Origin of the sequence: Streptomyces montanus, assembly GCF_005786655.1 — a bacterium.
Classification (GTDB): Bacteria; Actinomycetota; Actinomycetes; order Streptomycetales; family Streptomycetaceae; genus Streptomyces; species Streptomyces sporangiiformans.
Genome location: NZ_VBZC01000032.1, coordinates 75,959 through 91,040, shown reverse-complemented (window position 1 = coordinate 91,040; position 15,082 = coordinate 75,959). Strand labels below are relative to the sequence as shown.

Sequence of the window (15,082 nt, the reverse complement as noted above, 5' to 3'; positions counted from 1 at the left end):
CCCGTGACCTCCACATTGATCTGGATCGCGGTCGCCCTTGTGGCGATCGGCCTCTACCTGAGCTGGACCGCGGGCCGACTCGACCGGCTGCACGCCCGGATCGACGCCGCGCGCGCCGCCCTCGACGCGCAACTCCTGCGGCGTGCCTCGGTCGCCCAGGAACTGGCCACCTCCGGAGTGCTCGACCCTGCCGCCTCGATCGTGCTCTACGAAGCGGCGCATGCGGCTCGGCAGGCCGAGGAGGAGCACCGGGAGGTCGCCGAGAGCGACCTCAGCGAGACCCTGCGGGCCATCTTCGGGGAGGCTCAGCAGGTCGAGGCGGTACGCGAAGCCCCCGGTGGCGACGATGCCGCGCGTGAGCTGGCCCAGGCGGTCCGCCGGGTTCCGATGGCCCGGCGCTTCCACAACGACGCCGTACGCGCGGCTCGTGCGCTGCGCCGCCATCGCAAGGTTCGCTGGTTCCGCCTGGCCGGTCACGCGCCGTTTCCGATGGCCTTCGAAATGGACGACGAGCCTCCGGCAGCGCTGGCCGATCGCTCGTGAGTTTCAGCCCGTCCGGCGTTTGAGGACGAGGCCGTCAGGCCGATTCGGGGGTCTGGGGCGGAGCCCCCAGGTACGGGAATGGGTAGGGGCGGCGGGGGCGAAACACCAGGTCGAGCACTCGCGCCGGGCCGCACGCCCCGAAAACATGCCACCGCCTCCCCATTGGCCCTTGCTGTGGCCTGGTTCTCTCGCGTTTCCTCATGGCTGCAGAAACTCTCTTCCCCCGAGTGAGGTCAACCCGTGTCCAACACGCTCTCCAACTCCGCCCAGCCCGCCGACAGCCCTGCGACCGGCACGGCGCGCGTGAAGCGCGGCATGGCCGAACAGCTCAAGGGCGGCGTGATCATGGATGTCGTCACCCCGGAGCAGGCGAAGATCGCCGAGGACGCGGGCGCCGTCGCCGTCATGGCCCTGGAGCGGGTCCCGGCGGACATCCGCAAGGACGGCGGCGTGGCCCGCATGTCCGACCCGGACATGATCGAGGGCATCATCGAGGCCGTGTCCATCCCGGTGATGGCGAAGTCGAGGATCGGCCACTTCGTGGAGGCCCAGGTCCTGCAGTCCCTCGGCGTCGACTACATCGACGAGTCCGAGGTCCTCACCCCGGCCGACGAGGTCAACCACTCCGACAAGTGGGCGTTCACCACCCCCTTCGTCTGCGGTGCCACCAACCTCGGCGAGGCCCTGCGCCGCATCGCCGAGGGCGCGGCCATGATCCGCTCCAAGGGCGAGGCCGGCACGGGCAACGTCGTCGAGGCCGTCCGCCACCTGCGCCAGATCAAGAACGAGATCGCCAGGCTGCGCGGCTACGACAACAACGAGCTGTACGCCGCCGCCAAGGAGCTGCGCGCCCCGTACGAGCTGGTCAAGGAGGTCGCCGAGCTCGGCAAGCTCCCGGTCGTGCTGTTCTCCGCCGGCGGTGTGGCGACTCCCGCCGACGCCGCGCTGATGCGCCAGCTCGGCGCCGAGGGCGTCTTCGTGGGCTCCGGCATCTTCAAGTCGGGTGACCCGGCCAAGCGAGCCGCCGCCATCGTGAAGGCCACGACCTTCTACGACGACCCCAAGATCGTCGCGGAGGCCTCCCGCAACCTCGGCGAGGCCATGGTCGGCATCAACTGCGACACCCTTCCCGAGACCGAGCGCTACGCGAACCGCGGCTGGTAATCACCCGCCAACGCCACCGCCACCGTGCGGGACGCGCACCGCGCCCGCACACACCTACGTACACAAGGCAGGCACTACGTAGATGAGCGACACCCCCGTCATAGGCGTCCTGGCCCTCCAGGGCGATGTACGGGAGCACCTGATCGCCCTGGCCGCGGCCGACGCCGTGGCCAGGGAGGTGAGGCGCCCCGAGGAACTCGCCGAGGTCGACGGTCTGGTCATCCCCGGCGGTGAGTCCACCACCATCTCCAAACTGGCCGTCCTCTTCGGCCTGATGGAACCCCTCCGCGCGCGCGTACGGGCCGGAATGCCCGTCTACGGCACCTGCGCGGGCATGATCATGCTCGCCGACAAGATCCTCGACCCGCGGTCGGGCCAGGAGACCGTCGGCGGCATCGACATGATCGTGCGCCGCAACGCGTTCGGACGGCAGAACGAATCCTTCGAGGCGGCGGTCGACGTGAAGGGCGTCGAGGGCGATGCTGTAGAGGGCGTCTTCATCCGCGCCCCCTGGGTCGAGTCCGTGGGTGCCGGGGCGGAGGTCCTCGCCGAGCACGAAGGCCACATCGTCGCCGTACGCCAGGGCCGCGCGCTCGCCACGTCGTTCCACCCGGAACTGACCGGCGATCACCGCGTGCACGGGCTGTTTGTCGACATGGTGCGCGCCAACCGTAGAGCGGAGTCCTTGTAGGATCTCTGGCGTTCGTACAGAGATGGGTTACGCGAAGGAGACAGGCAGATGTCCGGCCACTCTAAATGGGCCACGACGAAGCACAAGAAGGCCGTGATCGACGCCAAGCGCGGCAAGCTCTTCGCGAAGCTGATCAAGAACATCGAGGTCGCGGCCCGCATGGGCGGTGCCGACGCGGACGGCAACCCGACGCTGTACGACGCCATCCAGAAGGCGAAGAAGAGCTCGGTCCCCAACAAGAACATCGACTCCGCCGTCAAGCGCGGCGCGGGTCTCGAGGCCGGGGGCGCCGACTACGAGACCATCATGTACGAGGGTTACGGACCGAACGGTGTCGCGGTGCTCATCGAGTGCCTCACCGACAACCGCAACCGCGCCGCCTCCGACGTGCGCGTCGCCATGACCCGCAACGGCGGCTCGATGGCCGACCCCGGCTCCGTCTCGTACCTCTTCAACCGCAAGGGCGTTGTCATCGTCCCCAAGGGCGAGCTGGCGGAGGACGACGTCCTGGGTGCCGTGCTCGACGCGGGTGCCGAGGAGGTCAACGACCTGGGCGAGTCCTTCGAGGTGCTCAGCGAGGCCACCGACCTGGTCGCGGTCCGCACCGCCCTCCAGGACGCCGGCATCGACTACGACTCCGCCGAGGCCAACTTCGTCCCGACCATGCAGATCGAGCTCGACGAAGAGGGCGCCAAGAAGATCTTCAAGCTGATCGACGCCCTGGAGGACAGCGACGACGTGCAGAACGTCTTCGCCAACTTCGACGTGAGCGACGAGGTCATGGAGAAGGCCAGCGCCTGACGCGAGTCGCCTGACGCGGGCTCATACCGGCCTTCCGGACGGGCCGAACGGGACACGCTCCCGTTCGGCCCGTCCGCGCGTTGTCAGTGCGAGCCGATAGCCTGCACAAACAGGTGAGCGAAGGAGAAGGGGGGACTGGTGCGGGTACTGGGCGTGGACCCCGGTCTGACCCGATGCGGCGTCGGTGTTGTGGAGGGAGTCGCCGGGCGTCCCCTGACCATGGTCGGCGTCGGGGTCGTGCGGACACCCGCGGACGCGGACATCGGCCACCGCCTCGTCGCCATCGAGCAGGGCATCGAGCAGTGGCTCGACGAGCACAAGCCTGAATACGTGGCCGTGGAGCGGGTGTTCAGCCAGCACAACGTACGTACGGTCATGGGCACCGCACAGGCCAGCGCCATCGCCATGCTCTGCGCGACCCGCCGCGGACTGCCCGTCGCCCTGCACACGCCCAGCGAGGTGAAGGCGGCCGTGACCGGCAACGGCCGCGCCGACAAGGCCCAGATCGGTGCCATGGTCACGCGCCTGCTGCGGCTCGACGCACGTCCCAAGCCCGCCGACGCGGCGGACGCCCTCGCCCTCGCCATCTGCCACATCTGGCGCGCTCCTGCCGTGAACCGTCTCCAGCAGGCGCAGGCCGCACACCGCCAGGCTCAGACACTCGCCCGAAAGGCCACCCGATGATCGCCTTCGTCAGCGGCCCGGTCGCCGCCCTCGCCCCCGACTCCGCGGTGGTCGAAGTGGGCGGCATCGGCATCGCCGTCCAGTGCACGCCGGGCACGCTCTCCGGTCTCCGTATGGGACGCGAGACGAAACTGGCCACCTCCCTCGTCGTACGGGAGGACTCGCTGACTCTGTACGGTTTCGTGGACGACGACGAGCGGCAGACCTTCGAGTTGCTGCAGACCGCGAGCGGCGTCGGCCCCCGGCTCGCCCAGGCGATGCTCGCCGTGCACAGCCCGGACGCGCTGCGCCGAGCGGTCTCGACCGGCGACGAGAAGGCGCTCACGGCCGTGCCCGGCATCGGCAAGAAGGGCGCCCAGAAGCTCCTTCTGGAACTCAAGGACCGCCTCGGCGAACCTCTCGGCACGGGCGGCCCGGCAATCGGCACGGCCGTCACCGCCGGCTGGCGCGAGCAACTGCACGCCGCGCTCATCGGACTTGGGTACGCGACGCGGGAGGCCGACGAGGCGGTCTCCGCCGTCGCACCCCAGGCCGAGGCGTCCGAAGCGGCGCCCCAGGTGGGCCAGTTGCTCAAGGCAGCCCTGCAGACTCTCAACAGAGCGCGCTGAACCTCCCGTACCCCTGAGCCGCTCACGAACCACGACACCGCGAGGCACACGTAATGAACTGGGACGACACGACCGACGCGACCGCCGACGAGCGGCTCGTCGGCGCGTCCGCCGACCGTGAGGACCAGGCCGTCGAAGCGGCGCTGCGCCCCAAGGACCTGGACGAGTTCATCGGGCAGGAGAAGGTCCGCGAGCAGCTCGACCTCGTCCTGCGCGCGGCACGGGCGCGGGGCGCCACCGCCGACCACGTACTGCTCTCCGGCGCCCCCGGCCTCGGCAAGACCACCCTCTCGATGATCATCGCGGCCGAGATGGGCGCCCCGATCCGCATCACCAGCGGCCCCGCCATCCAGCACGCCGGTGACCTCGCCGCGATCCTCTCCTCCCTCCAGGAGGGCGAGGTTCTCTTCCTCGATGAGATCCACCGGATGTCGCGGCCCGCCGAGGAGATGCTCTACATGGCGATGGAGGACTTCCGCGTCGATGTCATCGTCGGCAAGGGCCCCGGCGCCACCGCCATCCCGCTCGAACTGCCGCCCTTCACGCTGGTCGGTGCCACCACGCGCGCGGGACTGCTGCCGCCCCCGCTGCGCGACCGCTTCGGCTTCACCGCGCACATGGAGTTCTACGAGCCCGCCGAGCTCGAGCGCGTCATCCATCGCTCCGCGCATCTGCTCGACCTCGAGATCGGTGCCGAGGGCGCCGCCGAGATCGCCGGCCGCTCGCGCGGCACGCCCCGGATCGCCAACCGCCTGCTGCGCCGCGTGCGCGACTATGCCCAGGTCAAGGCCGACGGCGTCATCACCCGGGACATCGCCGCGGCGGCCCTCGCCGTGTACGAAGTGGACGACCGCGGACTCGACCGCCTCGACCGTGCGGTCCTCGCAGCTCTGCTCAAGCTGTTCGGCGGCGGCCCGGTCGGCCTGTCCACGCTCGCGGTCGCCGTGGGGGAGGAGCGCGAGACGGTCGAGGAGGTCGCCGAGCCCTTCCTCGTACGGGAGGGGCTGCTGGCCCGCACCCCCCGCGGCCGCGTGGCGACACCGGCCGCATGGGATCATTTCGGCCTCACCCGGCCCGGCCCGTCAACCGGTGGAACCGGACAACAGGACCTGTTCGGGGCGTGACGGCGCGGGCATTCGCCGGGCCAGGAACCACGGTGCGATGCTGAGCGTTGTTCCATGAGTGCGGACTCGCTTAGACTCCGCCGATGCCGCCTTTGTCGGCGGCGCACATACCCCCATCCATCAGGCCGCTCAGCAACGCGGTCGAATGAAGGAAGTTCCGACCCGTGAGTCTCGTGACCCTCCTCCCGTTCATCGTGCTCATCGGGGCCATGTTCCTGATGACCCGGTCGGCCAAGAAGAAGCAGCAAGCGGCTGCGCAGATGCGCAACGACATGCAGCCTGGCTCCGGCGTCCGCACGATCGGTGGCATGTACGCGACGGTGAAGGAGGTCAACGAGGACACGGTCCTCCTTGACGCAGGTCCGGGCGTCGACCTGCTCTTCGCCAAGAACGCCATTGGTGCCGTCCTCTCCGACGACGAGTACAACCGCATCGTCCACGGCATCGAGCACGACCTGAAGTCCGACCAGGCCATCGTCCCGGACGACGCCTCCTCCCTCACCGAGACCGACGAGCCCGCCGACTCTTCCGACGACACGCCCATCGACCTCGGCAAGAAGGAGGCGGCCGACGAGCCCGCCGACGAGGAGCCGAAGAAGGCCGATGACGCAGAGCTGAAGAAGTCCGACGGCGAGTCCGAAGCGAAGTAGTCATGACCGGGGACCGCGGAGTGCGAGCGACGCACTCCGCGGTCCCCGGATCGTGTGTCTTCGCGCGGAGACTCGACACCATTTCGTGGTCGTCCGCGCAGGCGCCTCGACGCCGTGCGGACGAAGAGGGAGAACGTGAAGGTGGCAGCACCTAAGAAGGGCCGAAAGCAGGGCGCCCAGGGCAGGCCGGGGCGCACCTTGGCCCTGATCCTGATCGCCATCGTGGCGCTCACCGGTGGCATGTTCGCCTCCGGGCACACGACGCCGCGCCTCGGCATCGACCTCGCCGGCGGCACGAGCATCACGCTCGAGGCGCAGAACGAGCCGGGTCAGAAGAACGCGATCAACCCGACCAACATGAACACCGCGGTCGACATCATGAACCGCCGTGTCAACGGTCTGGGCGTCACCGAGGCGGAGGTCCAGACCCAGGGCGATCGCAACATCATCGTCAACATCCCCAAGGGCACGAACTCCAAGCAGGCCCGGGAGCAGGTCGGCACCACCGCCAAGCTCTACTTCCGTCCGGTTCTGACCGGAGCGCCGACGGGCGCGGACAGCGGCAAGGATCCCGGAACCTCTCCGTCGCCGACCCCCTCCGGGAAGGCGTCGCCTTCCGCCAACGGGAAGTCGGCGTCGCCGACCCCCTCCGCCACGGCCAGCACCCAGGGCCGCGCGGTCACGGAAGGCCTCGCGAAGGACGACGCCAAGGCATCCCCGTCTCCCTCCACGACGCCCAGCGGCAACGCTTCGCCGCCGGCCGATGCCGCGACCGGCGTCAGCGCCGACCTGCAGAAGCAGCTCGCCGCGCTGGACTGTGCCACGAAGAAGGGCCGCGCCGCGGCGAGCGAGAAGGCCAGCCGGGCGGAGAACTCCGCGCCCGTCGTCGCCTGCGACCCGAAGTCCCAGTACAAGTACGTGCTCGGCCCCGTCGCCGTGAAGGGCGAGCAGGTCTCCGACGCCAGCGCCGTCTTCCAGACCCAGACCGGCGAGGGCTGGATCGTCCAGATGGACTTCGACAAGACCGGCGCCAAGCAGTTCGCCGACGTCACCGGCAAGCTGGTCGGCCAGTCCCCGCCGAAGAACCAGTTCGCCATCGTGCTCGACGGTGAGATCGTCTCGGCTCCGTCGGTCAACTCGGCGATCACCGGCGGTCAGGCCCAGATCTCCGGTGGCTTCAACCAGCAGTCCGCCGAGGACCTGGCGAACGTCCTGTCGTACGGTGCTCTCCCGCTCACCTTCAAGGAGGCGAGCGTCACCACCGTCACCGCCGCGCTCGGCGGCGAGCAGTTGGAGGCCGGTCTGATCGCCGGCGCCATCGGACTGGCCCTGGTCGTCATCTACCTGGTGCTCTACTACCGCGGCCTGTCTCTCATCGCCATCGCCTCGCTGCTGGTCTCGGCGGTCCTGACGTACGTGATCATGTCGCTGCTCGGACCGACCATCGGCTTCGCGCTGAACCTGCCCGCGGTCTGTGGTGCGATCGTCGCGATCGGTATCACGGCGGACTCGTTCATCGTGTTCTTCGAACGCATCCGTGACGAGGTCCGCGAGGGCCGCACGCTCCGGCCCGCGGTCGAGCGGGGCTGGCCGCGCGCCCGGCGCACCATCCTGGTCTCCGACTTCGTGTCGTTCCTCGCCGCCGCCGTGCTCTTCATCGTCACCGTCGGCAAGGTCCAGGGCTTCGCGTTCACCCTGGGTCTGACGACGCTGCTCGACGTGGTCGTGGTGTTCTTCTTCACCAAGCCGCTGATGACGATCCTCGCCCGCAAGAAGTTCTTCGCCGGTGGCCACAGCTGGTCCGGCCTGGACCCGAAGCGCCTAGGGGCCAAGCCACCACTGCGCCGCTCCCGTCGCGTGTCCGCTCCCGTCGACCCGAAGGAGGCGTGAGATGTCGAAGCTCGGCAACCTCGGCGCCCGTCTCTACCGCGGTGAGGTCGGCTACGACTTCGTCGGCAAGCGCAAGATCTGGTACGGCGTCTCGATCCTGATCACCATCACGGCCATCCTGGGCCTAGGGGTGCGCGGCCTGAACATGGGCATCGAGTTCGAGGGCGGTGCCGTCTTCACCACCCCGAAGACCAGCATCTCGGCGTCCCAGGGGGAGGAGTACGCGGAGAAGGCGTCCGGCCACGACGCGATCGTCCAGAAGCTGGGCTCGGGCGGGCTGCGCATCCAGATCGCCGGTGTGGACACGGACAAGTCCGATCAGATCAAGACGGAACTCTCCAAGGACCTGAACGTCGACTCGGAGAACATCGCCGCCGACCTGGTCGGACCCAGCTGGGGCGAGCAGATCGCCAACAAGGCATGGCAGGGCCTCGCGATCTTCATGGTCCTCGTCGTGATCTACCTGGCGATCGCCTTCGAGTGGCGCATGGCCCTGGCCGCACTGGTGGCACTCGTCCACGACATCACCATCACGGTCGGCATCTACGCCCTGGTCGGCTTCGAGGTCACGCCGGGTACGGTGATCGGTCTGCTGACCATCCTCGGTTACTCGCTCTACGACACGGTCGTCGTCTTCGACAGTCTCAAGGAGCAGTCGAAGGACCTCACCAAACAGACCCGCTGGACATACAGCGAGGTCGCCAACCGCTCGATCAACAGCACCTTGGTGCGTTCCATCAACACCACGGTCGTCGCGCTGCTCCCGGTCGCGGGCCTGCTGTTCATCGGTGGCGGTGTGCTCGGCGCGGGCATGCTGAACGACATCTCGCTGTCGCTGTTCGTCGGCCTCGCGGCCGGTGCGTACTCCTCGATCTTCATCGCCACGCCGCTCGTCGCCGACCTCAAGGAGCGCGAGCCGCAGATGAAGGCCCTCAAGCGGCGTGTGCTCGCCAAGCGGGCATCGGCCGCCGCGAAGGGCGAGTCCCAGGAAGCCCCGGTCGTCCTTGGGGCGCAGGACGACGAGGACCCCGAGGACGCGGCCGCGGCGCCCGCGGTCGTCGGACCTCGCGGTCAGCGTTCCCAGCCCTCGTCCCGCAACCGCGGCCGTGGGCGCCCCTCGGGGAAGCGCCGATGACCGACATCGAAGAGCTGCTCCTCAGCCGTATTCGTGACGTGGCCGACTACCCGGAGCCGGGTGTGATGTTCAAGGACATCACCCCGCTCCTGGCCGATCCGGCGGCGTTCACGGCGCTCACCGACGCACTGGCCGAGATCAGCGTCCGCAACGGCGCCACGAAGATCGTCGGTCTGGAGGCCCGCGGCTTCATCCTCGGCGCCCCCGTCGCCGTCCGGGCCGGACTCGGCTTCGTCCCCGTCCGCAAGGCCGGCAAGCTCCCGGGCGCGACGCTCAGCCAGGCGTACGACCTGGAGTACGGCTCGGCCGAGATAGAGGTGCACGCCGAGGACCTGGCCGCGAGCGACCGTGTCATGGTCGTCGACGACGTCCTCGCCACCGGCGGCACCGCCGAGGCCTCGCTCGAGCTGATCCGCCGGGCCGGCGCCAAGGTGGCCGGAGTCGCCGTCCTGATGGAGCTCGGCTTCCTCGGCGGCCGGGGCCGGCTGGCGGCGTCCCTGGCGGGCGCCCCCCTGGAGGCGCTCCTCCAGGTCTGAGCGAGGACCCGGCCACACCCTTGAGGCATCCTTGAGGCAAGCTGTACGCAAGGCCTGATGCACCTGTAGGACGCCGCGGAGGCGGGCCCGGAGGAATCCGGTGCCCGCCTCTGGCGTTCCTCCAGTACAAGGCCGTCTCACCGGCCGAAGGCGAGTCCGAGGCCGAGGATCGCTACCATGGGGTCTCCGGAGCCTGACCGGGGGACCCGGATCGCGCACGAGGAGCCCTCTTGCCAGACGAGGCCCAGCCACTCATCGCCGCCAAGCCCGACAAGCTTTCGGGCCCCGCGGCCACGCCCGCGAGCAACGCGAAGAACGACGCGCGCGGGCCAGTGGAGCACGCCCAGTCCGCGCCCGGCGACAAGGCGGCAGAGCAGTCGCGTCCCAAGCCCGCTCCTCCCGAGCCCGAGCGGCCCAGGACCGCGCCCACGCCGAACCCCACGTCCAAGCCCGCGCCCGCGACCACCCCCGCGGTCCGCCCGGCGGCCGGCCAGCCCGCTCGCTCCGGCGGCTCCTCCAACCGCGTACGCGCCCGTCTCGCCCGTCTCGGCGTCCAGCGCTCCAATCCGTACAACCCGGTCCTGGAGCCGTTGCTGCGGATAGTGCGCAGCAACGACCCGAAGACCGAGACGTCGACGCTCCGCCAGGTCGAGCGCGCCTACCAGGTCGCCGAGCGCTGGCACCGCGGCCAGAAACGCAAGAGCGGCGACCCGTACATCACGCACCCGCTCGCCGTCACCACGATCCTCGCCGAGCTCGGCATGGACCCGGCCACCCTCATGGCGGGCCTGCTGCACGACACGGTCGAGGACACCGAGTACGGCCTGGAGCAGCTCCGCCGCGACTTCGGTGACCAGGTGGCCCTCCTTGTCGACGGCGTCACCAAGCTGGACAAGGTCAAGTTCGGCGAGGCGGCCCAGGCCGAGACCGTACGCAAGATGGTCGTCGCCATGGCCAAGGACCCCCGCGTCCTGGTCATCAAGCTCGCCGACCGCCTGCACAACATGCGCACCATGCGCTACCTCAAGCGCGAGAAGCAGGAGAAGAAGGCGCGCGAGACGCTGGAGATCTACGCGCCGCTGGCCCACCGCCTGGGCATGAACACCATCAAGTGGGAGCTGGAGGACCTCGCCTTCGCGATCCTCTACCCCAAGATGTACGACGAGATCGTCCGCCTGGTCGCCGAGCGCGCGCCCAAGCGCGACGAGTACCTCGCCATAGTGACCGACGAGGTCCAGGCCGACCTGCGCGCCGCCCGCATCAAGGCGACCGTCACCGGCCGCCCCAAGCACTACTACAGCGTCTACCAGAAGATGATCGTCCGCGGCCGTGACTTCGCGGAGATCTACGACCTGGTGGGCATCCGTGTCCTGGTCGACACGGTCAGGGACTGCTACGCCGCCCTCGGCACCGTGCACGCGCGATGGAACCCGGTCCCCGGCCGGTTCAAGGACTACATCGCGATGCCCAAGTTCAACATGTACCAGTCGCTGCACACGACGGTCATCGGGCCCAACGGCAAGCCCGTCGAACTCCAGATCCGCACGTTCGACATGCACCGCCGAGCCGAGTACGGCATCGCCGCGCACTGGAAGTACAAGCAGGAGGCCGTGGCCGGTGCCTCCAAGGTGCGGACGGACGCGCCTCGGGGCGTGGGCAAGGACAAGGACGCCGTCAACGACATGGCGTGGCTGCGCCAGTTGCTGGACTGGCAGAAGGAGACCGAGGACCCCAGCGAGTTCCTGGAGTCCCTGCGCTTCGACCTGTCCCGCAACGAGGTCTTCGTCTTCACCCCCAAGGGCGACGTCATAGCGCTCCCCGCGGGGGCGACACCGGTGGACTTCGCCTACGCCGTGCACACCGAGGTGGGTCACCGGACCATAGGAGCACGGGTCAACGGACGGCTCGTCCCGCTCGAATCGACCCTGGACAACGGCGACTTGGTGGAGGTCTTCACCTCCAAGGCGGCCGGCGCGGGCCCCTCCCGCGACTGGCTGGGCTTCGTCAAGTCACCACGGGCCCGCAACAAGATCCGCGCCTGGTTCTCCAAGGAGCGCCGCGACGAGGCGATCGAGCACGGCAAGGACGCCATCGTCCGCGCGATGCGTAAGCAGAACCTCCCGATTCAGCGCATCCTCACCGGCGACTCGCTGGTCACGCTCGCCCACGAGATGCGCTACCCGGACATCTCCGCGTTGTACGCGGCGATCGGCGAGGGCCACGTGTCCGCGCAGAACGTCGTGCAGAAGCTCGTCCAGGCGCTCGGCGGCGAGGAGGCCGCCACCGAGGAGATCGACGAGAGCGTCCCGCCCGCGCGCGGACGCGGCCGCAAACGCCGCTCCAACGCCGACCCGGGCGTCGTGGTCAAGGGCGTCGACGACGTGTGGGTCAAGCTGGCCCGCTGTTGTACGCCGGTCCCCGGCGACCCCATCATGGGTTTCGTCACGCGCGGCAGTGGCGTATCGGTTCACCGCACCGACTGCGTCAACGTCGATTCCCTGTCCCGCGAGCCGGAGCGCATCCTCGACGTCGAGTGGGCGCCGACCCAGTCCTCGGTCTTCCTGGTCGCCATCCAGGTCGAGGCCCTGGACCGCTCGCGCCTCCTGTCGGACGTCACGCGCGTCCTGTCCGACCAGCACGTCAACATCCTCTCCGCGGCCGTCCAGACCTCCCGCGACCGCGTCGCCACCTCCCGCTTCACCTTCGAAATGGGTGACCCCAAGCACCTGGGGCACGTCCTGAAGGCGGTCAGGGGAGTGGAGGGCGTGTACGACGTGTACCGGGTGACATCGGCGCGCAGGCCGTGACCGACCACCGCGCAGGCACCATCTGAGCCAGTTACGCACAAGGGGCTTCCGTACATTCAGTACGGAAGCCCCTTCTACGTAGACGCGCGTACGTAGACGCGGAAAAAACTCAGCCGCCGAACTCCTGCAGACCCTTCAGCGCCTGGTCCAGCAGCGCCTGGCGTCCATCGAGCTCCTTCTGGAGCTTGTCGGCCTTGGACGTGTTGCCGGCCGAACGAGCCGCCTCGATCTGCGCCTGCAACTTGTCCACGGCGGCCTGCAGCTGACCGGTCAGACCCTCGGCACGAGCCCGTGCCTCCGGGTTCGTCCGGCGCCACTCGGCCTCCTCGGACTCCTGGATGGCCCGCTCGACCGCGTGCATCCGGCCCTCGACCTTCGGGCGGGCGTCGCGCGGTACGTGCCCGATGGCCTCCCAGCGCTCGTTGATGGAGCGGAAGGCCGCACGCGCCGCCTTCAGGTCCGTCACCGGGAGGATCTTCTCGGCCTCCTGGGCCAGCTCCTCCTTGAGCTTGAGATTCTCGGCCTGCTCCGCGTCCCGCTCGGCGAAGACCGAGCTGCGCGCCGCGAAGAAGACGTCCTGGGCGCCGCGGAAGCGGTTCCACAGGTCGTCCTCGTGCTCGCGCTGGGCGCGGCCGGCGGCCTTCCACTCAGCCATCAGCTCGCGGTAGCGCGCCGCCGTCGGACCCCAGTCCGTCGAGCCGGACAGCGCCTCGGCCTCCCCGACCAGCTTCTCCTTGGTCTTGCGGGCCTCCTCGCGCTGCGCGTCCAGCGCGGCGAAGTGCGCCTTGCGGCGCTTGGAGAACGCTGAGCGGGCATGCGAGAAGCGATGCCACAGCTCGTCGTCCGACTTGCGGTCCAGCCGGGGCAGACCCTTCCATGTGTCCACCAGGGCACGCAGCCGCTCACCGGCCGCCCGCCACTGGTCGGACTGCGCCAGCTGCTCCGCCTCGGCGACCAGGTCCTCCTTGGCGTGCCGGGCCTCGTCGGACTGTTTCGCCCGCTGGGCCTTGCGCTCCTCACGGCGTGCCTCGACGGTCTCCACGAGCTTGTCCAGCCGGGTCCGGAGCGCGTCGAGGTCACCCACCGCGTGGTGCGCGTCGACCTGCTCCCGGATGTGGTCGATGGCTGCCTGGGCGTCCTTCGCCGACAGGTCGGTGGTCTTCACTCGTCGTTCGAGGAGGCCGATCTCCACGACCAGGCCCTCGTACTTGCGCTCGAAGTAGGCCAGTGCCTCGTCGGGAGATCCGGCCTGCCAGGAACCGACGACCTGCTCGCCGTCGGCCGTACGCACGTACACGGTCCCCGTCTCGTCGACGCGGCCCCACGGGTCGCTGCTCACAGCGCCTCCTCCACATGATGCCTGCGTGGGGCTGCTGTACCCCCGGGCATCGTCCACAGTTTCGTCACGGCCAACATAGGCGACCGGCGGGGCGGCTGTCCGCATCCCGCGCGACCGAAATCCGCTGTTGGCGGTCAGGACTTCGTCACGGTCGCCTTGTTGATCACAACGGTCGCGTTCGGTGCGGTGTTACCCGTCGTGGGGTCGGCGGGCTCGGCGCCGGCGGTCGCGATCTTCTTCAGGACCTTCATGCCGTCCTTCGAGATCGTTCCGAACGGTGTGTAGTCGGGCGGCAGCTGACTGTCCTGGTAGACGAGGAAGAACTGGCTGCCACCACTGTTGCGCCCCTGCTTCGTCTGAGCGTTGTACTGGTTGGCCATGGCCACCGTGCCCGCCGGATACACGTTCCCCTTCAGGCGCGTGTCCTTCAGGTTCTCGTCCGGAATGGTGTAGCCCGGTCCGCCCGTGCCGTTGCCCTTCGGGTCGCCGCACTGGAGCACGTAGATGCCCTGGGTGGTGAGCCGGTGGCACTTGGTGTGGTCCAGATAGCCCTTGCCCACCAGGAAGTTGAACGAGTTCACCGTGTGCGGGGCCTTCGAGGCCGGCATGTCGATGTCCATCGTGCCGCAGGTGGTCTGCAGCTTCATGGTGTAGTCCGCCGACTTGTCGATGGTGATCGCCGGCTCCTTCTTGTAGCTGAGCGACTTCACCTTGCCCGCCGCGGGCTTCTCACAGGGGTCCGGCGCCTTGCTGGTCGGCTGGGCGCTGGGGGTCGCCTCCGAGCTCGCCTTGGCCTGGTCGTCGTCGTTCTTGAAGACACCGGTCGCGTACGACACCATGCTGCCGACGATGACCACTCCGAGGACCGACGCGACCACCGCGTTGCGCATACGTGTCTTGCGTCGCGCGGCCGTACGCCGCTGCTGCTGCCGCAGGAACTTCTCCCGTGCGAGCTGCCGCTTCCGCTGCTCCTGGCTGACCACCGGGTTCTCTCCTCATGCGTCTCGTACGTCGAGTGGGACGCGTGGGGCCTGTGAGCAGACCGCCTGCGTGTTGCCCCGTACCGTATATGGGTTCGCTGTGGTTCCGGCAGCGCCGGTAGGCTCTGGT

General features: G+C 69.0%; 14 protein-coding genes. 12 read left to right on the top strand and 2 right to left on the bottom strand.

Annotated features, from left to right (window positions below):
- Positions 1–3 precede the first annotated feature (3 nt).
- The 12 genes from FE633_RS27100 (at position 4) to FE633_RS27040 (ending at position 12,633) form a co-directional block, all read left to right on the top strand.
- Entirely contained in the window at positions 4–543 is a 540-nt protein-coding gene (locus FE633_RS27100; RefSeq protein ID WP_138047815.1) for a LemA family protein, read from the top strand.
- A gap of 315 nt (positions 544–858) precedes the next feature.
- Entirely contained in the window at positions 859–1,707 is an 849-nt protein-coding gene (pdxS, locus tag FE633_RS27095; protein WP_246113846.1) for a pyridoxal 5'-phosphate synthase lyase subunit PdxS, read from the top strand.
- Positions 1,708–1,789: 82 nt separating this feature from the next.
- Complete coding sequence (pdxT, locus tag FE633_RS27090; protein ID WP_138047813.1) at positions 1,790–2,398, top strand: pyridoxal 5'-phosphate synthase glutaminase subunit PdxT; 609 nt, start codon at positions 1,790–1,792, stop codon at positions 2,396–2,398.
- 48 nt (positions 2,399–2,446) lie between these two features.
- A complete protein-coding gene (locus FE633_RS27085; RefSeq protein ID WP_138047812.1) occupies positions 2,447–3,199 on the top strand; it encodes a YebC/PmpR family DNA-binding transcriptional regulator in 753 nt (250 codons plus the stop codon).
- A gap of 138 nt (positions 3,200–3,337) precedes the next feature.
- Positions 3,338–3,883: a crossover junction endodeoxyribonuclease RuvC gene (gene ruvC, locus FE633_RS27080; RefSeq protein ID WP_138047811.1), complete on the top strand. Its 546-nt coding sequence runs from the start codon at positions 3,338–3,340 to the stop codon at positions 3,881–3,883.
- Positions 3,880–4,491, top strand: coding sequence for a Holliday junction branch migration protein RuvA (gene ruvA / locus FE633_RS27075; RefSeq protein WP_138047810.1), 612 nt, complete (start codon positions 3,880–3,882; stop codon positions 4,489–4,491). The genes ruvC and ruvA overlap by 4 nt, the downstream gene beginning before the upstream one ends.
- A gap of 53 nt (positions 4,492–4,544) precedes the next feature.
- Positions 4,545–5,615: a Holliday junction branch migration DNA helicase RuvB gene (gene ruvB / locus FE633_RS27070; protein ID WP_138047809.1), complete on the top strand. Its 1,071-nt coding sequence runs from the start codon at positions 4,545–4,547 to the stop codon at positions 5,613–5,615.
- 164 nt (positions 5,616–5,779) lie between these two features.
- On the top strand, positions 5,780–6,265 hold the full coding sequence (gene yajC / locus FE633_RS27065; RefSeq protein ID WP_138047808.1) for a preprotein translocase subunit YajC: 486 nt from the start codon (positions 5,780–5,782) through the stop codon (positions 6,263–6,265).
- Between the two features lie 141 nt (positions 6,266–6,406).
- A complete protein-coding gene (gene secD, locus FE633_RS27060; protein WP_138047807.1) occupies positions 6,407–8,155 on the top strand; it encodes a protein translocase subunit SecD in 1,749 nt (582 codons plus the stop codon).
- A 1-nt stretch (position 8,156) separates the two neighbouring features.
- The gene (gene secF / locus FE633_RS27055; protein ID WP_138047806.1) at positions 8,157–9,290 is read left to right on the top strand and encodes a protein translocase subunit SecF; all 1,134 of its coding nucleotides are present in this window, start codon (positions 8,157–8,159) and stop codon (positions 9,288–9,290) included.
- Positions 9,287–9,826, top strand: coding sequence for an adenine phosphoribosyltransferase (locus tag FE633_RS27050; protein WP_138047805.1), 540 nt, complete (start codon positions 9,287–9,289; stop codon positions 9,824–9,826). The genes secF and FE633_RS27050 overlap by 4 nt, the downstream gene beginning before the upstream one ends.
- A 230-nt stretch (positions 9,827–10,056) precedes the next feature.
- Complete coding sequence (locus FE633_RS27040) at positions 10,057–12,633, top strand: RelA/SpoT family protein (protein WP_138047803.1); 2,577 nt, start codon at positions 10,057–10,059, stop codon at positions 12,631–12,633.
- A gap of 109 nt (positions 12,634–12,742) precedes the next feature.
- On the opposite strand, the gene FE633_RS27035 is transcribed toward FE633_RS27040, so the two are convergent.
- Both FE633_RS27035 and FE633_RS27030 read right to left on the bottom strand, forming a co-directional pair.
- Positions 12,743–13,972, bottom strand: coding sequence for a DUF349 domain-containing protein (locus FE633_RS27035; RefSeq protein ID WP_138047802.1), 1,230 nt, complete (start codon positions 13,970–13,972; stop codon positions 12,743–12,745).
- A gap of 134 nt (positions 13,973–14,106) precedes the next feature.
- On the bottom strand, positions 14,107–14,955 hold the full coding sequence (locus FE633_RS27030) for a peptidylprolyl isomerase (protein ID WP_138047801.1): 849 nt from the start codon (positions 14,953–14,955) through the stop codon (positions 14,107–14,109).
- Positions 14,956–15,082: the final 127 nt, after the last annotated feature.